The following is a 23,702-nucleotide window of genomic DNA, read 5'->3' on the forward strand; positions in this document are numbered from 1 at the left end:
AATGGTTTTTAAATTGAATAGTTATTTAGAAAATGTTGATTTGAATTTAATAGTTAGGTCTTCTCCTGTGGTAATTGTTCCAAACATAGCAGTAGGAGGGTCTACTTTGTAATGAGTCATATTGATTTTTTGTTCACCATTAATTTGTAATTTATTTCCACTAAGTTTTACTGTAAACGCTACCGGAACTTGTTTAGAAACCCCTGAAATTTTTAAAGTTGCAAGACCGTTCACTTTGTAGGAGTCGCTTCCCTGAGCTTCAATCTTTTTAACTTCGTCCAGTTTAAATTCTATATTTTTATATTCGCTGGTATTAAGCGCTTTATAGGCATTTTTGTCCATTCCGCCTTTTCCGCTATCTAAACTTTCAGCAGGAACGGTAACCTGTAGGCTGGAAATTCCTGTAAGCTTACCATCTTCGGTAGTGATTGTGGCGCCTCCTTTTTTAGAATTTGCCTTCATTTCCCAATCGTGGATATTAGAAGTTCCTTCAACAATAATTTCTGAGGAATTATCCATTCTAAAATTTTGGCCAACCATGCTTCCCGCGGTTAGCAACATAAAAAATACGCCTGTAAGTATTACTTGGTATGATTTTAAAACTTTCATGATATTAGGTTTTTAAGTTTGGTACAAAGTTGGGGTAGAAATGCAGCAGAATTTATGACGAGAGTCAGGTTTGAGAATATTTCTTACAAAGACTATTTTGGGCCATACTAAAAGGGATTATAGTATTTACAGGGGTTTGCAGCGGCTAAAACGTTTTCGCGATACCAAAATAAAAAAAATATTTCTGCTGAAAAAACAGCAAAATAGGCTAGAAATTATATCGAGATAATTCTATTTCTGAAGAAAAAGGGGGATAAAAACTCGCTTTTTAGTAATAAAGCTCGTCGGTTTTTAGGTTTAGAAATCTCGAAGTGGCGAAAAATGTACTTAACCAGGTAATGAATATGCCCAACAGAAAAATTCCTATAAAAAGGCCCGCAAGTAGTTTTACATCTGAAGTTAGGGCGAGCTGAGGAAAACTATTGTTAAGGTAATACAATGCACCGGCCATTCCAATAAGTGCTATTATGGCACCAATAATTCCCAGCTTTACACTTTGCCAGATAAATGGCCTGCGAATAAAACCTTTGGTGGCACCTACCATTTGCATGGTTTTTATAATAAATCGTTTAGAATAAACCGAAAGCCTAATAGAGCTGTTGATAAGCAATACCGCAATAAATGTGAAAACTCCACTGGCAATAAGTATCCAAAAACTAATTTTCTTTACGTTTTCATTTAAAAGGGCAATAAGTGGTTTATCGTAAACCACTTCATCTACAAAGTTTTTAGAAGTGAGATCGGCTGCAATTTCATCTACCTGCTCGCCAGAGACAAAATCGGCATTCATATAAACATCTATAGAGTTCTGTAAAGGATTATAACCCAAAAACTCCATAAAATCCTCGCCTATTTCCTTGCTATGCGCCTCGGCTGCTTCTTCTTTAGAAACATAGGTGGTAGATTTGGTATAATCTGCCATCGCCAGGCTTTTCTTGAGTTGTTCTATTTCAACTTCTTTGGCGTTATCTTTTAAATATACCGTAAGCGCAATTTGTTCTTTAAAGTGATCGGCTACTTTTTTGGTGTTTAGAACCAGCAATCCCAACATTCCCAATAAAAAAAGTACTAAAGCAATACTAATTACTACCGAAAAATAAGAAGATACCAGGCGGCGTTTCTGGTATTTTTCAAAGGATGTGCTCATAGGGCGATCTCAGATTTTTTGTAAAAATAAAAAAGATAAGCTTGCAATATCTTTAAAACGTCTAAAGTTTAAAAAAATTAGCGAAGTATTAAATTTTTTATTTCGGAATGAAAAACTACTATAAGATGTCTGCGAAAAATTATTCGTCAAGCTGTCCCGACGCTTCGGGATGTTTCAGCTTCTAATATGTTCATTAACTTAGAGGTTATGATAAGTTTAGAATCCTGGCTTATTGAAAGAGACCAAATTTTACATCCTGCAAGGTTTGTGCAACCTTGTAGGTTTGGGAACTTTTTCAAACCTACGAGGTGTAAAAAAACCTTGCAGGAAGATGGGTTGATTTTTATATAGCAACGAAAAAACACAAATAATATGAAAATACTAATCTTCGGAATTGGTGGCGTAGGCGGCTATTTTGGCGGAAAACTTGCCCAGACAGGTTCCAATGTAACAATGATTGCCCGCAGAAAACACCTGGAGGCGATCAACAAAAACGGACTTGAAGTTGAAAGCATCAATGGGAATTTTAAAGTGAAACCAAACCTTGTTACCGATGAATTAGCTAAAGTTCCTACTCCAGATTTGGTGATTTTAGGGGTGAAATCCTGGCAAATCCAGGAAGTAGCAAATAAATTGAAGCCAATAATTTCTACCGAAACAATGGTTTTGCCTCTACAAAACGGGGCCAATAACGTAGAAAAACTGCTGGAAATTCTGCCGAAGCAAAATGTTTTGGCCGGGCTTTGCCATATTGTAAGTTTTCTAGAAAAACCCGGGAAGATAAAACACGTTTCTTTTGAACCGAGAATCACTTTCGGCGAAATTGATAATTCTACTTCAGAAAGAATTGAGCGTTTAAAGACAGTTTTTGAAAAAGCCGGGATCACTAATTTTAATCCTGAAAATATTCAGCTGGAGATTTGGAAAAAGTTTCTGTTTATCGCCACTATCAGTGGCCTTGGCGGATTAACCAGGGTTTCTATAGATAAAATTAGGGAAAGCGAATATTTATATGATCTACTGCTAAAAACCGCTCAGGAAATTAAATTGGTAGCCAATGCTAAGGGAATTCCGCTAGCCGAGGGACATCTGGAAAAAGCCTTTGAAATTATTCAAAATCAACCGGCGGGAACTACGGCTTCTACACAAAGAGATATTATGGCGGGACGGCCTTCAGAATTAGAAAACTTCAACGGCTTTATCGTAAAAGAAGCCGAAAAATTAGGCATCGCAACACCCGTAAATAAAATGATCTACGAGTGTTTACTGCCTATGGAAAAGAAGGCGAGGAATTCTTAATTATTCCTCGTTTTCTCCATTTAAATCTAAAATTGAAAAGTTTTCATCTATCATTAGCGTAAGACATCCGTTACTATGCAGCTGTTCCAAAGATTTGGTTTCATTGTCCAATTGAATATTTTTCACTTCAAACGGCAATCCGTGTATCTGTAACTTGAATATCTTGCAATCAGATTCATAAGAACCTTCTTTATGCTGCTGAATAACCAGCTGATTTTTTCTTCCGGTAAGTTTAAAGCTTCTCAAGCAAAAACGCCCTTTGGTATAGTCGTAACCATCTTGCGCATCTTCGAAAAACTGGGAATCTTCTTTCCCTTTTTTGTAATAAATGTCTAAGGTGATCTCCTCTATTTTTCTTTCTCCCACGTATTGTTGAACGGGATATTTTGGGATAATAGCACCTTCTTTTATAAATACAGGCATACTGTCTATATCGGCATCTACCCAAGTTTCTTTTCCGCCTTTAACTACTTCGTCGGTCCAGTAATTATACCATTCACCTCTTGGAATATACATACGTCTACCTTTTGCATTAGGCTCTTGAACAGGGCAGGCGAGTATACTATCTCCAAAAATAAATTCGTCTATTCGGTAATGGGTGTTCACGTCTTCCTGGTCAAACATCACCAGAGATTTTATTAAAGGCACACCTCTTTCGGTGTAATCCCAGAAAGCAGTGTATAAATAAGGCAATAGCTGGTAGCGCAATTCAATAAATTTACGCACTATATCGGTGATATCTTCATCAAAAGTCCAGGGTTCCTGGTCACCGTGATCTCCCGAAGAGTGCACTCTAAAGAATGGGTGAAAAGTTGCTAGCTGAATCCATCTTGCGTAGAGTTCGCCGTGTGGTTGTTCAGCAAAGCCGCCTATGTCGCTTCCGGCAAAGGAAAAACCAGACATAGCGAGACGCTGTACCTGTACATTAGCGATCCACAAATGCTCCCAATTCGCAATGTTATCTCCAGTCCAGGTAGAGGTATAGCGTTGAGTTCCTGAATAAGCAGCCCTGGTAATTACAAACGGGCGTTTAGGATGCGAGAATTTTTTAACGCCGTGGTAAGTTGCACGAGCCATTTGCATCCCGTAGATATTATGAGCTTTTCTATGGCTGCAGGGATTGCCGTCGTAATCGTGTCTTACATCGTGTGGAAAGGTTTTATTTGGTACTTCCATCACTGCAGGCTCGTTCATATCGTTCCAGATACCCTTAACGCCAATCTCTTCAATTAATTCTTTGAATAATCCAGACCACCATTCTCTTACTTTAGGATTGGTGAAATCTGGGAAATAACATTCTCCCGGCCAAACTTTCCCTTTAATATAAGGGCCATCGGCACGCTTACAGAAATAATCGTTTTCCAGGCCTTCTTTGTATACCCAGTATTTTTTATCAATTTTAATCCCCGGATCTATGATCGCTACGGTTTTAAAACCATCTTCTTCAAGTTCTTTCACCATTCGTTTTGGATCTGGGAAATACTCTTTGTTCCAGGTAAAACAGCGAAAACCTTCCATATAATCAATATCCAAATAAATAGCATCACAAGGAATTTGTAATTCTCTGAATTTAGAAGTGATTGCCTTTACCTTACTTTCAGGATAGTAACTCCATTTACATTGGTGAAATCCTAAGGCCCAAAGTGGCGGTAAATCTGGTTTTCCGGTAAGATCGGTATAGTATTCTACTACATCGGTCATTTTAGGACCGTAGATAAAATAATAGTTCATCTCGCCACCCTGTGCCCAAAAGCTGGTTACAAATCTTCTTTCCTGGGCAAAATCAAAATATGATCTAAAGGTGTTATCAAAGAAAATTCCGTAGGCTTTTTTGTTGTGAAGCCCGGTGTAAAACGGAATAGTTTTATAAATAGGATCGGTATCTTTTCCGTAAGCATAAGAGTCGGTAACCCAGTTTTCGAAGCGTTTTCCTTTTAAATTTAAATGCCCCGGTTTATCACCAAGACCAAAATAGCTCTCTCCATCGTGCGAGACCTTGCTCATTTTTACGATATCGCCTCCAAATTCATAACTTTCTTCCCAATGAAACCCCAGTTCATCCTGGTTTATAAGGCTTCCATCTGCCTTATCATAGATCTTAATGAGTAAACCTTTCCTGGAAACCTCGCATATAATTTTCGAAGTGGTAATAGTATAACAATCTTCTTTTTCTTCAATATCTAGCTGGTTATAACCAATACTCGCATATTTGGTGATTGCATAAGAAAAGTCCTTAGCAAACATTCCGGTTGTAGAATACCTAAATCGAAGCAACCCATCTCTAAGAATTGTAATTTGCAAAGCCACATCGTTTTCTGTGGTAAAATAAAGCGTATCCACATCTTTGCGGAAAGAAATTACATTAGATGGAAATGCATTTCCTTTTTGTTCTAATTCGGTATTAGTGATCATATTTTATAATGGATTACTGTAGGGTAAAAAAACAGAATAGTTTGCAAATATAAGTTAGAATTATCAAAGTACTTATGAGTGTTTATTAACTATATCGTTGTTGTTCATTTAACTAAGTAGAATATTTAAAGGCTACCATCGCTAAAGGCGGAATATCTATTACTGCGGAATGGTTCCTGGAATGCCATTTATGCTCTGTAGTTTTTATGGATTTATTGATGTATTTGCCGGAACCATAAAATTTCTTTTTATCGCTATTAAAAACTTCTTTTAGCACGCCTTTTTTAGGTAAGCCTACCCGGTAATTTTCCCGCGGAATTGGGGTTAGATTACAAACAATAATCAAATTGTCTTTAGGTTCGTTTCCCTTCCTAATAAAGCTAATCACAGAATTTTCGGCATCATTGTAATCTATCCATTCAAAACCATCGGGTACAAATTGATTTTCATATAAAGCAGGCTCAGATCGATAGAATTCATTTAAAGCTTTAATTACCTCCTGAATTCCTTTATGTGGCGCATAATCCAGTAAATGCCAGTCTAAACTATTCTGGAAATTCCATTCTTCACTTTGCCCAAATTCACACCCCTGAAACAATAATTTAGTTCCCGGGTGGGTAAACATATATCCGTATAGCAGCCGTAGATTGGCAAAACGCTGCCATTCGTCTCCCGGCATTCTTCCTAAAATAGAATGCTTGCCGTAAACCACTTCATCGTGGGATAAAGGCAGCATAAAATTCTCGGTAAATGTATAAGTGAGGGAAAAAGTAATGTTATTTTGATGATGTTTGCGGTATATGGGTTCTTTAGAGAAATACTGAAGCGTATCGTGCATCCAGCCCATCATCCATTTCATCCCAAAACCAAGTCCGCCTAAAAACACGGGTTTTGAAACTCCGCTGTAAGCAGTAGATTCTTCGGCAATGGTTTGTACATCGGTAAAAGAAGCGTAAACTTCTTTGTTTAATTCTTCTAAAAACGAGATTGCTTCCAGGTTTTTATTTTCACCATACTCATTGGGGTCCCATTCGCCTTCATCCCGTGAATAATCCAGGTAAAGAATAGAAGCTACGGCATCTACCCGCAAGGCATCGATGTGAAATTGTTCTAACCAGTATAAAGCGTTGCTAATCAAGAAAGCTCTTACTTCGTTTCGGCTGTAATTGAAGATCAAACTTTTCCAATCGGGATGGTAACCTCTTCTCGGGTCGGGGTGTTCGTAAAGATGTGTTCCATCAAAGTAACCAAGGCCGTGGCTGTCTTCCGGAAAATGTGAAGGCACCCAATCTAAAATTACTCCAATATCATTTTCGTGAAGTTTATCTACTAAAAATTTAAATTCATCTGGATAGCCAAACCGTGAGGTTGGTGCAAAATAGCCGGTAATTTGATATCCCCAACTTGGATCGTAAGGATATTCCATAATAGGCATAAACTCTACATGAGTAAAGCCCATTTCTTTTACGTAGGAAACCAGATCGGTGGCAAGTTCCCAATAAGAAAGAGACCTGTTTTCTTCGGTTTTCTTCTTCCAGGAAGATAAATGCACTTCGTAAACCGAATAAGGGGCTTGTAAAGAATTATTCTTTTTGCGTTTTTGCAGCCAGGATTTATCTTTCCATTTATAATCATCTTCCCAAACCACCGAAGCTGTATTTGGCGGATGTTCGCAGCGCCTCGCATAAGGATCGGCTTTCTCGGTAATAATTTCGTTATGGTTGCTACGGATTTTATACTTGTATAAATTTCCTTTTTCAACATTAGGAATAAAACCTTCCCAAATTCCACTACCATCCCAACGCACATCAAGTAAATGTTCGCCCTCTTTCCAGAAATTAAAGTCTCCAATTACCGAAACCTGCTTCGCGCCCGGAGCCCAAACAGCGAAATATGTTCCCTTAACTTCATTTAAAGTAATTGGATGGGAGCCAAACTTCTCGTAAAGACGATAGTGTTTCCCCGCCTTAAATAAATTAATATCAAATTCTGAAAATAAACTGTGCGTTATAACTTCTGCCATATTATCCTATAGTTGTTCCGGGTGGGATTACCGCCTCTTTTTTTAGTACTACAATACCTTCTTTAATTACATAAGAATCAGTTTCGGTATCTTCTAAATGCGGACCGCCATTTATAGAAGTATTGTCACCAATTCTACAGTTTTTATCGATTATGGCATTATTTATCGTGCAATTTTCCCCTATTCCACAGAGTATTTCAATTTTATTCTTTTCAATTTCTTCTAAAGATTCATAGAAATCGGTTCCCATCATATAGCAATTTTTTATAACTGAACCTTTTCCAATCCTGGACCTCACACCAATTACCGAAGACTCAATTCTATCGGCGTGAATAATGCAACCTTCAGCAATAACCGCTTTTTTGAGTTTGGTATTGGTATATTTGGAAGTTGGCAGAATCCTGGCGTGTGTATACACCTGGTTTTCCATGTCATAAAGATTGAATTTTGGGATATTTTCGGTTAGACCAATATTTGCTTCAAAGAAAGATTCAATATTTCCAATATCTGTCCAATAACCTTCAAATTGATAACCACAAACTTTTTTATTTCCTATAGCCTGCGGAATGATCTCTTTACCAAAATCTACGGTGTTGGGATCGTCCATTAAATTTTCCAACAATTTTCGGTTAAACACATAAATCCCCATGGAACCCAGATAATTTCTACCTTCAGCTTCCATTTCTGGTCCTACAGGCGAAGTCCAATCCGGTAAAAGTTCGGCTTTCGGTTTTTCGATGAATGACGTGATATTATTGTCTTGATCGGTTTTCATAATCCCGAAACTCGGGGCGTCTTTCGCATTAACAGGAACGGTGCCAATGGTAATATCGGCCCCGGTATCTATATGCTGCTGCACCATTAAGTTATAATCCATATGGTACAATTGATCTCCTGAAAGAATAAGAAAATAATCGAATTTGTGTTTTTTAAAATGATGCATTCCCTGTCTAACAGCATCTGCAGTTCCCTGGTACCAGGTTTTGTTATTCGGGGTTTGCTCTGCCGCCAGAACATCTACAAAAGCCGAACTAAAAAAGCTAAAGTGAAAGGTATTTTTAATGTGCTTATTGAGGGAAGCCGAATTGAACTGCGTTAACACATACATTCTTTTCATTTTAGAATTAATACAGTTGGAAATCGGAATATCTACCAGCCTGTATTTTCCTGCAATAGGAACGGCAGGCTTAGACCTGCTTTCTGTTAACGGATGAAGCCTGGTGCCCTGACCGCCTCCTAGAATAACCGATAATACTTTGTCGTTTAGCATGATTAGTCGCTTTTTAGTGAGTTATACAAATCGATATATTTTTGCGCCGAAACATTCCACGAATGATCAATGCTCATAATATGTTTTCTGGTTTTTTTAAATTCAGGTTTATCATTGTAAAACGCAATAGCCCTGTTCAAAGTTTGAAGAATATTATCTCCTGAAGCATCCTGGTGTGAAAACCCAAAACCTCCATCTTCAACATCTATAACGGTATCTTTTAAACCACCAATACTTCGCACAACCGGGATGGTCCCGTACCTAAGGGAATATAATTGATTAAGGCCACAGGGTTCTACACGGGAAGGCATTAATAGGAAATCTGCACCGGCATAGATGAGGTGCGAAAGTTTTTCATCATAGCCAATAAAAGTATTATAAACGCCTTTATGTTTTTTCTTTAAAGCTTTTAAGCTGTCTTCTACTTCAGGATCTCCGGAACCTAAAACGAGGATGTTGCATTCTTTTTTTGAAAGAATTTCATCAAAAACTTCCGGGAGTAAATCGGCCCCTTTTTCAAGAACCAATCTTCCTATAAAAGCGAATAATGGTTTTGAAGCTGAAAAGCCAAATTCTTTACACAGCCTTTTTTTGTTGGCTGTTTTGCCGGTTTGAATATTTTTTGCTGAATAATTTTTAGTGATAAATTCATCGGTTTCGGGATTCCATACATCGGCGTCAATTCCGTTTAAAATTCCAACACATTTTTGATTTTCGTGGCTCAATAAACTTTCTAAACCATTCGCAGCTTGTTGTAATTCTTCCATATAACTTGGGGAAACCGTAGTTACCCGCCAGGCACATTTTATTCCCGCGGCCAATGGATTTATAACACCGTCCCAATCCAATAAACCTATATTAGAAATATCGAAAGCAGGAAGGTAATGTACTTTATCGTGCGCAAACCAACCCTGATACTGTGCATTGTGAATGGTAAGAATATTAGGGATTTTATTCAGCGATTCATATTTAAAGCATTCCTGCGCCATAAAAGGAATTAATCCTGTATGATGATCGTGGCAATGAATTATGGAAGGTTTGGTTTTTAGGGTCAACATCCAATCCATTACCGCAATTTGAAAAGCGGTAAAACGCGCCGTGTCATCTGCAGAATATACATAATCTTTAAAAAGAAGTTCAGGAATATCCACAAACAGGACGTCGATATCTAAAACCTCCTTTTTTAATTTTAATATGCGATACGAGAAATTGTTCTCGCCCAGAACTAATTCTGATTCGTAAACACTTTCAAATTTGTGTGCAGCGGTAAATTTATTATCATAAAACGGCATCACTACCCTGGCGCCAACTCCTGCCTGTTGCTGATATTTTGGTAAAGAACCAACCACATCTCCCAGGCCTCCAACTTTTGCAATAGGGTAACATTCAGCGCTTACGTGTATCACGTTCATATAGAAATTTTTCAAAAAAAATAGAGTTAGTCAGATTGTTGCGATTTTAATGGGCTAAATATTATAAAGCTTCTAAATTTATCCCTCTTTTATCGTCAATTCTCTATAAATTTAATGAAATAAAGGAATAGTCTACATTAATAAAGCCTTAAAATCCTTCGGTTTTATTATAAAAAGGAATTCAAAATTTTAAATGACAGGGATTTTAGAGTACAATAGGTTTTTATTGCGGTTTAAATTACATCTCAATCCATCCCATCTAAATTCCCATAAGTGGTTTAAAATTGTAAATTTGCAGGCATTAATATAAAGTCGCGTTGCGCGTAATCAGCAGGTAAGAAAAATAAAACAATGAGTTACAACTTTAACGAAATTGAAGCCAAATGGCAAAAATACTGGGCCGAAAATCAAACTTTTCGCGCCAGCAATTCATCAGATAAACCAAAGTATTACGTGCTGGATATGTTTCCATATCCTTCAGGTGCCGGGCTTCACGTTGGCCACCCACTTGGTTATATTGCCAGCGATATTTATGCACGCTACAAACGCCATACAGGACATAATGTATTGCACCCTCAAGGTTATGATAGTTTTGGGCTGCCGGCCGAGCAGTATGCGATTCAAACCGGGCAACATCCTGCGCTTACCACAGCTAAGAATATTAAAAGATATCGGGAGCAGCTCGATAAAATAGGCTTTTCCTTTGATTGGAGCAGGGAAGTGCGCACCAGCGATCCCGAATATTATAAATGGACGCAGTGGATCTTTATTCAGCTTTTTGAGAGTTGGTATGATATGGAAGCTGAAAAATCAAGAGATATTTCAGAGCTTGAAGAAATCTTTTCTGCGGAAGGGAATTCGCGCCTAAATGCCGCTTGTGACGATGAGGTTGAGGAATTCTCAGCTGATGCCTGGAATGCTTTTTCTTCGGAAGAAAAACAACAAATATTACTAAAATACCGACTTACCTATTTAGCTGAAACCGAAGTAAACTGGTGCCCGCAACTGGGAACCGTTTTAGCTAACGACGAGATTGTTAACGGCGTTTCAGAACGTGGTGGCTATCCTGTTGTGCGCAAAAAAATGACGCAATGGAGTATGCGAATTTCGGCATTCTCAGAACGTTTATTACAAGGTTTAGATCAACTGGACTGGACCGAGAGTTTAAAAGAAAGTCAGCGTAACTGGATCGGGAAATCGGTTGGGGCACACGTAGATTTCAATGTTCAGGATTCTGATGATAAAATTGGTGTTTTCACCACCAGGCCCGATACTATTTTCGGAGTGACTTTTATGACTTTGGCTCCGGAACACGAACTGGTTAAAAAGATAACCACGCCTCAACAAAAAGAAGAAATTGAAGCCTATGTTGCCGCCAGTGCAAAACGCAGCGAACGCGAACGTATGGCCGATGTGAAAAGTATTACCGGGGTGTTTACCGGCGCTTATGCCGAACATCCTTTTACCGGCGAGTCAATACCTATCTGGATTGGCGATTATGTGCTTGCAGGTTATGGAACCGGTGCCGTAATGGCTGTGCCTTGCGGAGACCAGCGGGACTATGATTTTGCCAGACATTTCGATATTCCGATTAAAAATATCTTTGAAAACGCTGATATTTCTGAAGCTGCTTTCTCCGGAAAAGAAGGAACGGTAATCGCAAATTCCGATTTCCTTAGCGGGCTAGAATATAAGGAAGCACTTCAAAAAGTGATTTTAGAATTGGAAAAAACCGGTCACGGTTATGGGAAAACCAATTATAGGTTGCGTGATGCGGTTTTTAGTCGCCAGCGTTATTGGGGTGAGCCATTCCCGGTGTATTACGTAAAGGGAATGCCGCAAATGATAGATGCGCAACATTTGCCCTTGCATCTTCCTGAAGTAGAAAAATACCTTCCTACTGAAAGCGGGGAACCACCATTAGGAAATGCTACCGATTGGGCCTGGGATACAAAATCTAACGAGGTAGTGAGTAATGAGAAAATTGACGATGAAACAATATTCCCGCTAGAGCTGAATACTATGCCCGGTTGGGCCGGAAGTAGCTGGTATCTTTTCCGTTATATGGACTCGGGGAATGATAAAGAATTTGTGTCTAAAGAAGCTCAAAACTACTGGGAAAACGTAGATCTATATATAGGCGGAAGCGAGCACGCCACCGGCCATTTATTATATTCCCGTTTCTGGACAAAATTTCTTCACGACCGTGGATATCTTTCGGTAGAAGAGCCTTTTAAAAAGCTGATCAACCAGGGAATGATTTTAGGTCAGAGTGCTTTTGTTTATAGATTGGAAGGAGAAAATGTTTTTGTCTCTAAAAATCTGATAGGCGAAAATAATGTTCAGCCAATTCACGCCGATGTTTCTTTAGTAAATCATTCAGATGAACTGGATATTGAAGGTTTTAAAAAATGGCGTCCTGAGTTTAAGGATGCGAAATTTTTAACCGAAAAAGAAGGAGCATACATAGTAGGACGCGAAGTCGAAAAAATGTCGAAATCTAAGTACAACGTGGTAAACCCCGATGATATTTGTGAAGATTACGGCGCTGATACCCTTAGAATGTACGAGATGTTCCTGGGGCCTTTGGAGCAGGCAAAACCCTGGAATACCGCAGGAATTACCGGCGTGCATAATTTTCTTAAAAAGCTTTGGAAATTGTATCACAACGGTGAGCAGTTTGAAGTTTCAGAAGAAAAAGCTTCAGCCGATTCTTTAAAAAGTCTGCATAAAACCATTAAAAAGGTTACTGAGGATATCGAGGAATTCAGTTTTAATACTTCGGTTTCTACTTTTATGATCTGTGTGAATGAACTTTCTGCACAAAAATGCAACAGCAGGGAAGTGTTGGAACCTCTCGTTATTTTGATAGCACCTTACGCGCCGCATATTGCTGAGGAACTATGGAGTAAATTAGGACATTCAGAGTCTGTGGTGACCGAAGAATACCCGGTTTTTGAAGAAAAATTCCTGGTAGAAAGCACTAAAAATTACCCGGTTTCTTTCAATGGTAAAATGCGTTTTACAATGGAGTTACCACTGGATATGCCAAAAGACGAAATTGAAAAAACCGTAATGGCAGATGAACGAACTCAAAAACAATTAGACGGTAGAACACCTAAGAAAGTAATTGTGGTACCCGGAAAGATTGTGAATATTGTAGGTTAAAAATTTGAGAATTATATAATTTGAAGAATCCGTTTCCTTCTTTAGGGAACGGATTTTTTTATTGGAACAATTTGTCACTTATCGTCACCCTGAATTTATTTCAGGGTCTAAGTTGTTAGATGCTGAAACAAGTTCAGCATGAAAAATTATTATTAATGATTACGGATGAGGGGAAAATAACATTACTGCAAACTGCCAATTAAAGACTGCTACCCAATATACAGCTCCACCAAACCTTCTGGAGTAGTTAGGTAGATGGTGTTATTTTCCTTATCTATTTTATCTATAAACTCATCGTTCATTGGGATAAGGATTTGCTTTTCGTCTTTCTGAATTTCAAAAAGAGCCTGTGCCGTACTGTCATTTATAGAAGTGATCTTGCCAATATTGCCATGAGTGGCATCTATAACGTCAAAACCTATAATTTCGTGAAAGTAGAATTGATCGTCTTCCAGTTCTGGAAGCATGGTAAGTGGAAGGTAAGTGAGAGCGCCTACAAGGTCTTCGGCGTCTTCTTCAGTCTCAATATCTTCAAATTTAACGCGTAGTAAAGTGCTTTTTTGCAGCGAACTGCGTTCAATAAAAAATGGAACCAGGTTCTCATTATATTCAATGAGCACTGATTCCATTTCTAAATACATTTCAGGAACGTCGGTGTCTAATTTAATAAGCACCTCGCCCTTAAAGCTAAATTTACCAACGATTTTACCTAAAAAGAAGCATTCGTCTTTAGTCATCGCCAGTTAAGGTTTTAGCCTTTTTTTTCTTCGGTTTTTGCTTCTTCGGCAGTCTCTTGATCAACTTCCTTTTCCACATTAGCCTCTGGTTCACCTTCTTCGGTTACTGCAGCACCTTCAGCTTCTGCAGCAGCTGCCGCTTCGGCTTCTTTTGCTTCAGCTTCACGCTTAGCGCTAACCTCTTTTTCAGCATCAAGAGCTTTCTTTCTTGCTTCTTGTTCTTCTTTAGTTAGGTTGTCTTTCTTAGCAGCGATCTTAGCTTCTTTTTCTTCCAACCAGGCTTCGAATTTTTTCTCAGCTTCTTCTTCAGTTAAAGCACCTTTTTTAACGCCACCGGCAAGGTGTTTTTTAAGTAAAACTCCCTTGTAAGAAAGAATAGCACGAGCAGTATCTGTAGGCTGCGCACCATTTTCTAACCATTTTACCGCTCCGTCTACATCTAATTCGATAGTAGCTGGGTTGGTGTTTGGATTGTAGATTCCTAATTTATCTAAGAATTTACCATCTCTTTTTGAGCGCGCATCTGCGGCTACGATCCAGAAAAAAGGTTTTCCTTTTTTACCGTGTCTTTGTAATCTTAATTTTACTGGCATAAAAATTAAATTGTGGGGTTCCCGACCCCGGTTATTAATAAGGCTGCAAAGATACTACATTTTTCTAATTCACAAGGAGTTGGCTGCAAATAAATTTAGCCTCTTAAAGAAGGCTAAAACAGTAAAAATTAGGAAGTTTTTATGTAAAAAAAGACTGCTGCTGTTAAAAGCAGTTAATTAGTGCTAAACCCTGTTAAACAGCTTGTTGCTGTGTTTCTTAGGTTATATCTTTAAACATCAAATTAAGTAAAAGTGAGATGCAATGAATTACTCTGAGAAGGTTTCTGGAAAACTAAATGCCTTATTAGAAAAGAATAATGATGCCGAAAAAGGTTATAAATATGCTGCTGAAAATGCTAAGGATCCGCAATTGAAAGCTTTTTTTTCTGAACGGGCTCAAGAACGATACGATTTTAGCCACGAGCTTGAAACTGAAATCCGCGATTTCGGGGAAAACCCCGAGAAAGGTTCCAGTTTGGCCGGAGACGCTCATCGTACCTGGATGAATCTTAAAAGCAGCCTTTCTTCAAATAAAGATGAAGCTGCAATGGAAGAAGCAGTAAGAGGGGAACAGGTGGCTGCAGATGAATATGAAGATGTATTAAAAGATCCTGATATTCCACCAACCACGGCAAATTTGTTGTTAAAACAGAAAAATGGAATTGTAGCTGCGCTTAATAAATTGAAATCCATGGAAATTTAAGTTTAGCTACAACCTAAAACCAATTTAAGTATGAGAACAAAAGAAGAAATGGGCGAAAAGCTCAATGAAATTCTGGAAAAGAGTTACGACGCTAAAGAAGGATTTCACGCTGCCTCAAAAAATGCCAAAAATAAAAAGTTACAGGAATACTTCAGGCAAAAAGCAGAAGAACGCGATATGTTTATCCAGGAATTGAAAGAAGAAATCAAAGGTTATGGACAGGAGCCAAAAGAAGATGGAAGTATAAAAGGTGATATGCATCGCACCTGGATGAATTTAAAATCTTCTGTAAGCGATAATGATGAAGCTATGCTGGAAGAAAGCCTTCGTGGAGAAAAAGCAGCGCTGGAAGATTACAAAGATATAACCAAAGAAAAAGATTTACCGCCCACACTTAGTTCTAAGCTTAACCGGCAGCAGCAAAATATTCAAAGCAGCATTAATAATGTAAAAGTGTACGAACAGATGTTTGATTGAAGTAGTAGTTTTTAGTGTTCGTATAGGCCTCACAGCTTACCGGAAACGGTGTTTGTGAGGCTTTTTTTATTTCTAAAGATAAAAAATGGCCTAAGTACAAGGAACACAAACCGTTAATAAATCCTCAAAAATTAACTTGAGGCTGCGCTAAATAATATGTAATTTTAGCCTCAGATTAGATGGTTTTTCTTATGAAATAACCGCCTGATATTCAGCTTAATTCCTAATTTTAGCCGCACATGTACCTTATTTTTGATACCGAAACTACCGGTCTTCCCAAACGTTGGGATGCTCCCTTAACCGATTCTGATAACTGGCCAAGATGTATACAAATTGCCTGGCAGTTACATGATGAAATGGGAAGGCTGGTAGAAAGTCAGGATTATCTGGTAAAGCCCGAAGGTTTTAATATTCCATACGATGCTGAAAAAGTACACGGAATTTCTACCGAGCTTGCTGCCGAAGAGGGGATTTCTTTAACTGAAATGTTAGAGAAATTTCAGGAAGCGCTGAATAAAACCAAATTTGTAGTAGGGCAAAATGTAGGTTTTGACCTGAATATTATGGGAGCCGAATTCCATAGGGAAGCGATGGAAAATAACCTGCAGGAGTTACCGGTTTTGGATACCTGTACCGAGGTTACTGCCCAAATGTGTAAAATTCCCGGTGGGCGTGGCGGTAAATTTAAATTACCTACACTAACCGAATTACACGAATTTTTATTTGATGAACCTTTTGGTGAAGCCCACAACGCTACTGCCGATGTGGAGGCGACTACCAGGTGTTTTTTAGAATTGGTGCGCCAAAGAGCCTTTACAAAGGAGCAGCTAGATGTGCCTGAGAATTATTTTGAGAATTTTTCAGAAGCAAATCCACAGCGAATAGAGCTTATTGGGTTAAAACATATTAATCTTAAAAAGGCTTCCGAAGAAATAAGAAAGAGACTTCAGAAGCAGCAACCTACCGAAGAAATTACCACAGAAGAGATCGAGGAAAACCTCGAAAAGCTTGATGAGGTTTTATTTTCACATTTACACAATCACTCACAATTTTCGATATTACAATCTACAATTAGCATTCAGGATCTGGTAAATGTTGCCGGGAAAGAAAATATGCCCGCAGTAGCATTAACCGATCACGGAAATATGATGGGAGCGTTTCACTTTGTGAAAGAAGTGGGCGCTTATAACAAATCGGTTAAAGAAAAAAATGAAGCTGCTCTTGCCAATAACGAACCGGCAGAGGCCAGGGAATTAAAAGCTATTGTAGGTTGTGAATTTTTTGTTTGTGAAAACCATGCCGATAAATCCCGGAAGGATAATGGCTACCAGGTGGTAATGTTGGCCAAGAATAAAAAAGGCTATCATAACCTGGCAAAAATGTCTTCAAAAGCCTATACCGATGGGTTTTATTATGTTCCGCGAATTGATAAAGAAATCGTAAAGCAGTATAAGGAAGATATTATTGTGCTTACCGGTAACCTTTATGGGGAAGTGCCGAGTAAGGTTTTAAATGTTGGGGAGCACCAGGCTGAAGAAGCTTTGCTTTGGTGGAAAGAAGAATTTGGCGACGATCTTTACATAGAGATTATGCGGCATGATCAGGAAGATGAAAATCGGGTAAATACGGTGTTGGTAGATTTTGCTAAAAAGCATAATGTAAAATTGGTAGCTACCAATAATACTTACTACTGCGCCAAAGAAGATGCTAATGCCCACGATATTTTATTGTGTATAAAAGACGGGGAAAAGCAGGCGACTCCAATAGGTCGCGGCCGTGGTTATCGGTACGGTTTACCTAACCAGGAATATTATTTTAAGAGTGGCGAAGAGATGAAAAATCTCTTTAAAGATCTACCCCAGGCAATTAGTAATGTGCAGGAGGTTGTAGATAAGATTGAGCCTTTTGAGCTGGCTCGAGATGTTTTATTACCTGCCTTTACCATTCCTGAAGAATTTTTAGTTGAAGAAGATAAAAACGATGGTGGTAAACGCGGGGAGAATGCTTACCTGAAACATATCACTTTTCTTGGTGCTAAAGAGCGCTACGAAGAAATTACACCAGATATTGAAGACCGACTTAATTTTGAGCTTTCGGTAATTGAAAATACCGGTTATCCCGGGTATTTCCTTATTGTAGAAGACTTTATTCGCGAAGCCCGAAATCTTGATGTTTCGGTTGGGCCCGGGCGTGGTTCAGCGGCGGGAAGTGCGGTGGCCTATTGTTTGGGAATTACCAATATAGATCCTATTAAGTACGATCTGCTTTTTGAGCGTTTCCTGAATCCCGATCGTGTGAGTATGCCCGATATTGATATTGACTTTGATGATGAAGGTCGAAGTCGGGTTATGGATTATGTAATTCAAAAATACGGTGCCAACCAGGTTGCGCAGATTATCACTTACGGTACTATGGCGGCAAAGTCCTCTATTAGGGATACGGCCAGGGTGCTGGATCTTCCGTTGGGCGATGCCGATAGAATTTCGAAATTGATTCCTACCATGTCAAAGCTCGGGAAGATCTTTGGAATGGATGAGAAAGAGCTCAAAAAGAAATTCAGGAGTGAAGATTTAGAAAAAGTAAACGAACTTTTAAATATTGCTGAAGGCGATGATCTGGAAGCGCAAACGGTAAACCAGGCGAGAATTCTTGAAGGTTCGGTTAGAAATACCGGGATTCACGCTTGTGGGGTAATTATTACACCGGGAGATATTACCAATTATGTACCGGTTTCGGTAGCAAAGGATTCCGATCTTTATGTAACCCAGTTTGATAACTCGGTTGTAGAAAGTGCCGGACTACTAAAAATGGACTTCCTGGGGTTAAAAACATTAACCCTTATTAAAGACACGGTTCAAATTGTAAAAGGCAGACATAATATAGATTTGGTGCCCGATGAATTTCCGCTAGATGATGAAGAAACCTACAAGCTCTTCCAACGTGGGGAAACGGTAGGGATTTTTCAATATGAATCACCCGGGATGCAGAAGCATATGAAGGATCTTAAGCCTACGGTTTTTGACGACCTTATTGCTATGAACGCCTTGTATCGTCCCGGACCAATGGAATATATTCCGAGTTTTATTGCCCGAAAGCACGGCGATGAGGAGATTGCTTACGATTTACCTGAAATGGAGGAATATCTCCAGGAAACCTACGGAATTACCGTTTACCAGGAGCAGGTGATGTTACTCTCGCAAAAGCTGGCCGGCTTTAGTAAAGGTGAAGCCGATGTTTTGCGTAAAGCGATGGGTAAAAAGATCTTCGCTTTACTGGAACAATTAAAACCAAAATTTTTAGATGGAGGAGAGGCAAAAGGCCATCCAAGAGATGTTTTAGAGAAGATTTGGAAAGACTGGGAGGCTTTTGCGGCTTATGCTTTTAACAAATCGCACTCTACCTGTTATGCCTGGATTGCTTACCAAACCGCCTATTTAAAAGCACATTATCCTGCGGAATATATGGCGGCGGTACTTTCTAATAATATGAACGATATTAAGCAGGTTACTTTCTTTATGGAAGAATGTAAGCGAATGAAGCTTGATGTACTGGGCCCTGATGTAAATGAATCTTTCTATAAGTTTTCGGTAAATAAAGATTATGCGGTTCGGTTTGGAATGGGCGCGATTAAAGGAGTAGGTTCGGGTGCAGTGGCTACTATTGTAGAGAACAGAAAAACAGAAGCAGGGCCGTATAAATCTATTTTTGATATGGCCAAACGTATCGATTTGCGTTCGGCTAATAAAAAGGCTTTTGAAAACCTGGCGCTCGCTGGAGGTTTTGATGGATTTGGCGATACCCACCGTGCGCAATATTTTCACGACGATGGCGACGGAATTACCTTTTTGGAAAAAGTAATCAAGTATGCGGCGAAATTTCAGGAAAATGAGAACTCTTCCCAGGTAAGTTTATTTGGGGAAGCCAGTGAAGTACAAATTCCGGAACCTGTTGTGCCTCCTTGTGAAGAGTGGGGAACGATGGAAAAACTGAGAAGGGAACGCGAAGTGGTAGGAATCTATATTTCAGGTCACCCGCTGGATGATTTTAGGTATGAGATGGATTATTTCTGTAACTCTAAGTTGGGAGAATTCAATGATCTGGAAAGATGCGTAAACCGTGACCTTACCTTTGGTGGGGTGATTAGCGATGTGCAGCACAGGGTCTCAAAAATGGGTAAAGGCTGGGCGATGTTTTCGGTGGAAGATTACACCGACACCTATGAGTTTAGAATGTTTGGCGAGGAATATTTAAAATTCAGACATTTCCTGGTGCCTAATTCGTTTGTGCATATCAAGATCTTTGTAAAAGAAGGCTGGACTAATAAAGAAACCGGTAAAAAGGGAGAACCAAGAATTCAGTTTAACAACATTTATTTGTTGCACGATGTGATGGATCAGTTTGCGAAAAAGCTTACGATTCAATTGGATATTGCTGATCTGCACGAGGAGAAAATCAACTGGTTTAAAGATGTTTTTAGAACCCACAGAGGTGACCATAAACTGAATTTTGTGGTTTATGAAATGAAAGAGCAGGTGAAATTACATATGCCGAGTAAGAAACAAAAAGTGAAAATTTCGCAAGAGCTTTTACATACTTTGGAAGATGAGCAGGTAATGTATAAGTTGAATTGATTTCAGTTGGCAGTTTCCAGTAGCAGCAAGCAGTAATAAATTTTTAAAGCCACGAATGCACGAATATTTTTATCAACTGAGAACTGAGAACTGAGAAACTGCTTACTGCCAACTTAACAACTGCTCACTAATTTTTCCGGTTAGGGATTGAAGCAAGCTACCGTGTAGCGCTGAAAGCCCGACCCCGCGCTACGAGCGCGGGGTAACCGCCAAATAAACGTGATGAATAAGCGTATAACCAAATACAATATCGCTTGTGTAAGGAAAGCAAAAATATTTGACTAATTTTACGAAATAAGTATAACAGAAAAAACAGACAATTATGGCTATTGAAATAACTGACGCGAATTTTGAAGAACAGGTGCTAAAAAGCGAAAAGCCTGTAATGGTAGATTTTTGGGCTGCATGGTGCGGACCTTGTAGAATGGTAGGACCAATTATTGACGAAATTAGTACTGAATATGACGGGAAAGCCGTGGTAGGAAAACTAGATGTTGATGCAAACCAGGAATTTGCTGCTAAGTATGGTGTAAGAAACATTCCAACTGTACTTATTTTTCAAAATGGAGAAGTAGTAGGCCGCCAGGTAGGCGTTGCGCCAAAAAATACTTACGCTGAAGCTTTAGACGAATTGCTATAAGTTTTAGCATTTATATAATTATTAAAACCCGGTCTTGTGCCGGGTTTTTTATTTGAAGGCTATTGGAGTGCGGTAATTCGCGCTTTTCTTATATTAGTGGAGTATGAATTTAAAAGATGAAATATATAGTTCGGCTGCGGGGTTTACACAGTTAGAACTCCTGGCGAGACAGGTTGTGGAAGGTTATATTTCGGGAATTCATAGGAGTCCGTTTCACGGGTTCTCTGCTGAATTTGCCGAACATAAGATTTACAATAATGGCGAAAGCACCAAACATATAGACTGGAAGCTTTTTGCTAAAACCGATAAGCTCTACACGAAACGCTACGAAGAGGAAACGAATTTACGTTGCCATTTTATTATGGATAATTCGGCTTCGATGCATTATCCCGAGGTGGATAAATTTTCGGTGAACTCTCTTAATAAGATTGGTTTTTCGGTATTATCCATAGCCAGTATAATGCAGATTTTAAAGCGCCAACGGGACGCGGTGGGTCTTAGCATATATAGCGATGAATTTGAGTTCTACGCGCCTGAAAAAGGCAGCGATCGGCATCAGCATATGTTACTGGACGCCCTAAATAAAAGCCTGGAGAAGAAAACCAATCATAAAGCAACTAAAACCTATACTTTTCTACATCAAATTGCCGAAAAGTTGAAAAGACGCTCCCTGGTGTTTTTGTTTACCGATATGTTCCAGGCCGATACCGAAGAAGCAGCACTTTTTGAAGCTTTGCGGCATTTAAAATATAACAGGCATGAAGTTGTTTTGTTTCACGTGATGGATAAAAAGCGAGAATTCGATTTTGACTTTGAAAATATTCCGAAGCGATTTACCGATGTGGAAACGGGAGCTGAAATAGATCTTTATTCTGAAAATATTCGAGAAAGTTACCAAAAGGCGGTACAGAAATATGTTGCTGACCTCAAAATGGAATGCGCTAAATACAAGATCAATTATGTAGAAGCGGATATTAATAAAAACTTCGATAAAATTTTGACGACCTATTTTGTTGAAAGACAAAAGTTTGCCTAAAGCAAAGAAAAAAAGCTGAAAAAAACTTTATAAAAAGGTTTGTGTAATTATAAAACAGGTGTATATTTGCACTCGCAATAACGCAACGGTCTGGTAGTTCAGTTGGTTAGAATACCTGCCTGTCACGCAGGGGGTCGCGAGTTCGAGTCTCGTCCAGACCGCATTCCGAAGCATCGGAAGTAAAAGCTCCTCAATCGAGGGGCTTTTTTTATGGAGTAAATTGAGTGGGTTTAATGTAAATTTTGGCTAATTTTTTGAGCTAAAGATTGCAGATAAGTAAGTCGAAAGGCTCTTTTTACTAATAATTAGTTCAATAGAAAATATTAAGAAATAGTTATTCTTTTTAATATTCAAAGGTTTACCATGTTAGTAAATGCTGTAAAGTTTGAAAGTAAATTCTACTAAAATCAATACAGGCTGGCTGGTTGGTGTTTTAAAGCAGAAAAAATGGAATTGGTTATCCTTTCAACTTAGACATGCTGAATAAAGCCGCACCAGTCAAAGCTGTTTTATCATTCAAAATCACTTTAACCGGAATTTGCTCAAGAAGCGGGTTCATTTTATTTGAATCAACAAAATTCTTTTTGAACAATTGGTTATCTAAAAGTTCAAGATTTTTAGGAAGAATACCACCTCCAATATAAATACCTTTTGTCGCTTTAAATTTTAAAGCCAGTTGTGCAGATTCTATTGCCAGGAATCTTATAAATAAATCGATAGTTTCTTTACAAACGGGATATTTAGAATCTTTGGCACATTTACTTATAACAAGAGTTGGGTCTGTGTTTTTAATTTCAGTTGAAAACCACTTTGGTTCTGCAATCTTTCTGTATTCAAGCAGGAATAAGTATAAATTATAAATCCCTGGGCCTGAAATGATTCTTTCCCAGCTTACGTGCCCAAATTTTTTATTTAAATAGTGCCACAAAGCCCGGTCTAACTCTGTTCTTGGACTAAAATCACAATGTCCTCCTTCTGAGGCAAAAGGAATAAAATGTGTATCTTCCCACAAAATTCCTGCTTCGCCCAGGCCTGTACCCGGAGAAATTAAGCCTGCATTTCCCCTTGAAGTTGTGCCCTTTTTGATTTCATAGTAATCGCTAGGCTTCAATTTTTTTAAAGCATAAGCATGGGCTTCCATATCGTTTAGTATCCATACCTGCTGGATGTTGGTTTCTTTAATAATTTCGGCTCTATCAATTAGCCAGGGAGAATTGGTTAATTGAGCTTTGCCCTTCGAAACCGGTCCTGCTACTCCAATACAGACACTTTCAATATTCTTTAAATCAGTTCCGCAAAAGTCTTTGAGCACTTTTAAAAAAGAATAATCTTCTTTTGTTTTGTAAGATTTTTCTTTAAAAAGTTTTAATTCTTCATTTACTAATTCAAATAAAGCAAAACGTGCATTAGTTCCACCAATATCAGCGGCTAGAATATAACCTGATAAAAATTCGGTTTTGGTATTTTTTCTATGATCCACAGGGCTAAAATTTTTTACTCGATAATCGAGATTAAATGCTCTATCCCGAAGCATCGGGATGTCTC

16 protein-coding genes and 1 tRNA gene are annotated in these 23,702 nt (G+C 38.6%); 8 read left to right on the forward strand and 9 right to left on the reverse strand.

All coding sequences use genetic code 11. The annotated features are described in order from the left end of the window. Positions 1 to 21: 21 nt before the first annotated feature. Together APB85_RS07095 and APB85_RS07100 are read right to left on the reverse strand one after the other, a co-directional pair. Entirely contained in the window at positions 22 to 609 is a 588-nt protein-coding gene (locus tag APB85_RS07095; protein WP_057482634.1) for a YceI family protein, read from the reverse strand. A 268-nt stretch (positions 610 to 877) separates the two neighbouring features. After that, on the reverse strand, positions 878 to 1,756 hold the full coding sequence (locus APB85_RS07100) for a cell division protein FtsX (protein ID WP_057482635.1): 879 nt from the start codon (positions 1,754 to 1,756) through the stop codon (positions 878 to 880). A gap of 372 nt (positions 1,757 to 2,128) precedes the next feature. Between APB85_RS07100 and APB85_RS07105 the strand changes: the two genes are divergently transcribed. Then, entirely contained in the window at positions 2,129 to 3,055 is a 927-nt protein-coding gene (locus APB85_RS07105; RefSeq protein WP_057482636.1) for a ketopantoate reductase family protein, read from the forward strand. Here APB85_RS07105 and APB85_RS07110 read toward each other — a convergent pair whose 3' ends face one another. The 4 genes from APB85_RS07110 to APB85_RS07125 all read right to left on the reverse strand — a co-directional run bounded on the left by APB85_RS07110 (position 3,056) and on the right by APB85_RS07125 (position 10,172). Then, the gene (locus APB85_RS07110; protein WP_057482637.1) at positions 3,056 to 5,467 is read right to left on the reverse strand and encodes a glycoside hydrolase family 31 protein; all 2,412 of its coding nucleotides are present in this window, start codon (positions 5,465 to 5,467) and stop codon (positions 3,056 to 3,058) included. It lies immediately after the preceding gene. Between the two features lie 112 nt (positions 5,468 to 5,579). Then, complete coding sequence (glgB, locus tag APB85_RS07115; RefSeq protein WP_057482638.1) at positions 5,580 to 7,490, reverse strand: 1,4-alpha-glucan branching protein GlgB; 1,911 nt, start codon at positions 7,488 to 7,490, stop codon at positions 5,580 to 5,582. Position 7,491: 1 nt separating this feature from the next. After that, positions 7,492 to 8,760 (reverse strand): glucose-1-phosphate adenylyltransferase, encoded by a 1,269-nt coding sequence (locus APB85_RS07120; protein WP_057482639.1) that lies wholly within the window; start codon positions 8,758 to 8,760, stop codon positions 7,492 to 7,494. Between the two features lie 2 nt (positions 8,761 to 8,762). Beyond that, complete coding sequence (locus APB85_RS07125; protein WP_057482640.1) at positions 8,763 to 10,172, reverse strand: glycogen synthase; 1,410 nt, start codon at positions 10,170 to 10,172, stop codon at positions 8,763 to 8,765. Between the two features lie 351 nt (positions 10,173 to 10,523). On the opposite strand from APB85_RS07125, the gene leuS reads away from it, so the two are divergent. Then, on the forward strand, positions 10,524 to 13,340 hold the full coding sequence (gene leuS, locus APB85_RS07130; RefSeq protein WP_057482641.1) for a leucine--tRNA ligase: 2,817 nt from the start codon (positions 10,524 to 10,526) through the stop codon (positions 13,338 to 13,340). 209 nt (positions 13,341 to 13,549) lie between these two features. On the opposite strand, the gene rimM is transcribed toward leuS, so the two are convergent. Together rimM and APB85_RS07140 are read right to left on the reverse strand one after the other, a co-directional pair. Next, complete coding sequence (gene rimM, locus APB85_RS07135) at positions 13,550 to 14,077, reverse strand: ribosome maturation factor RimM (RefSeq protein WP_057482642.1); 528 nt, start codon at positions 14,075 to 14,077, stop codon at positions 13,550 to 13,552. A gap of 14 nt (positions 14,078 to 14,091) precedes the next feature. After that, positions 14,092 to 14,670 (reverse strand): 30S ribosomal protein S16, encoded by a 579-nt coding sequence (locus tag APB85_RS07140; RefSeq protein ID WP_057482643.1) that lies wholly within the window; start codon positions 14,668 to 14,670, stop codon positions 14,092 to 14,094. Between the two features lie 262 nt (positions 14,671 to 14,932). Here APB85_RS07140 and APB85_RS07145 point away from each other — a divergent pair, with 262 nt between their 5' ends. The 6 genes from APB85_RS07145 (at position 14,933) to APB85_RS07170 (ending at position 22,318) form a co-directional block, all read left to right on the forward strand. Next, the gene (locus APB85_RS07145; RefSeq protein ID WP_057482644.1) at positions 14,933 to 15,373 is read left to right on the forward strand and encodes a ferritin-like domain-containing protein; all 441 of its coding nucleotides are present in this window, start codon (positions 14,933 to 14,935) and stop codon (positions 15,371 to 15,373) included. 30 nt (positions 15,374 to 15,403) lie between these two features. After that, the gene (locus APB85_RS07150; RefSeq protein WP_057482645.1) at positions 15,404 to 15,850 is read left to right on the forward strand and encodes a ferritin-like domain-containing protein; all 447 of its coding nucleotides are present in this window, start codon (positions 15,404 to 15,406) and stop codon (positions 15,848 to 15,850) included. A 239-nt stretch (positions 15,851 to 16,089) separates the two neighbouring features. Further along, positions 16,090 to 20,481, forward strand: coding sequence for a DNA polymerase III subunit alpha (gene dnaE / locus APB85_RS07155; RefSeq protein WP_057482646.1), 4,392 nt, complete (start codon positions 16,090 to 16,092; stop codon positions 20,479 to 20,481). A gap of 322 nt (positions 20,482 to 20,803) precedes the next feature. Continuing rightward, positions 20,804 to 21,121: a thioredoxin gene (trxA, locus tag APB85_RS07160; protein ID WP_057482647.1), complete on the forward strand. Its 318-nt coding sequence runs from the start codon at positions 20,804 to 20,806 to the stop codon at positions 21,119 to 21,121. 103 nt (positions 21,122 to 21,224) lie between these two features. Next, positions 21,225 to 22,157 (forward strand): DUF58 domain-containing protein, encoded by a 933-nt coding sequence (locus APB85_RS07165; RefSeq protein ID WP_057482648.1) that lies wholly within the window; start codon positions 21,225 to 21,227, stop codon positions 22,155 to 22,157. An 87-nt stretch (positions 22,158 to 22,244) separates the two neighbouring features. Further along, a tRNA-Asp gene (locus APB85_RS07170) sits at positions 22,245 to 22,318 on the forward strand. Positions 22,319 to 22,614: 296 nt separating this feature from the next. On the opposite strand, the gene glk is transcribed toward APB85_RS07170, so the two are convergent. Continuing rightward, positions 22,615 to 23,637, reverse strand: a complete 1,023-nt coding sequence (gene glk / locus APB85_RS07175; protein ID WP_063870601.1) for a glucokinase — start codon at positions 23,635 to 23,637, stop codon at positions 22,615 to 22,617. Between the last annotated feature and the right edge of the window lie 65 nt (positions 23,638 to 23,702).

Source organism: Salegentibacter mishustinae (assembly GCF_002900095.1).
Classification (GTDB): Bacteria; Bacteroidota; Bacteroidia; order Flavobacteriales; family Flavobacteriaceae; genus Salegentibacter; species Salegentibacter mishustinae.

Bases quoted from the DNA above. Each gene is read 5' to 3' on its own strand.
- APB85_RS07095 (WP_057482634.1), bottom strand. From the start codon at position 609: ATGAAAGTTTTAAAATCATACCAAGTAATACTTACAGGCGTATTTTTT.
- APB85_RS07100 (WP_057482635.1), bottom strand. From the start codon at position 1,756: ATGAGCACATCCTTTGAAAAATACCAGAAACGCCGCCTGGTATCTTCT.
- APB85_RS07105 (WP_057482636.1), top strand. From the start codon at position 2,129: ATGAAAATACTAATCTTCGGAATTGGTGGCGTAGGCGGCTATTTTGGC.
- APB85_RS07110 (WP_057482637.1), bottom strand. From the start codon at position 5,467: ATGATCACTAATACCGAATTAGAACAAAAAGGAAATGCATTTCCATCT.
- glgB (WP_057482638.1), bottom strand. From the start codon at position 7,490: ATGGCAGAAGTTATAACGCACAGTTTATTTTCAGAATTTGATATTAAT.
- APB85_RS07120 (WP_057482639.1), bottom strand. From the start codon at position 8,760: ATGCTAAACGACAAAGTATTATCGGTTATTCTAGGAGGCGGTCAGGGC.
- APB85_RS07125 (WP_057482640.1), bottom strand. From the start codon at position 10,172: ATGAACGTGATACACGTAAGCGCTGAATGTTACCCTATTGCAAAAGTT.
- leuS (WP_057482641.1), top strand. From the start codon at position 10,524: ATGAGTTACAACTTTAACGAAATTGAAGCCAAATGGCAAAAATACTGG.
- rimM (WP_057482642.1), bottom strand. From the start codon at position 14,077: ATGACTAAAGACGAATGCTTCTTTTTAGGTAAAATCGTTGGTAAATTT.
- APB85_RS07140 (WP_057482643.1), bottom strand. From the start codon at position 14,670: ATGCCAGTAAAATTAAGATTACAAAGACACGGTAAAAAAGGAAAACCT.
- APB85_RS07145 (WP_057482644.1), top strand. From the start codon at position 14,933: ATGAATTACTCTGAGAAGGTTTCTGGAAAACTAAATGCCTTATTAGAA.
- APB85_RS07150 (WP_057482645.1), top strand. From the start codon at position 15,404: ATGAGAACAAAAGAAGAAATGGGCGAAAAGCTCAATGAAATTCTGGAA.
- dnaE (WP_057482646.1), top strand. From the start codon at position 16,090: ATGTACCTTATTTTTGATACCGAAACTACCGGTCTTCCCAAACGTTGG.
- trxA (WP_057482647.1), top strand. From the start codon at position 20,804: ATGGCTATTGAAATAACTGACGCGAATTTTGAAGAACAGGTGCTAAAA.
- APB85_RS07165 (WP_057482648.1), top strand. From the start codon at position 21,225: ATGAATTTAAAAGATGAAATATATAGTTCGGCTGCGGGGTTTACACAG.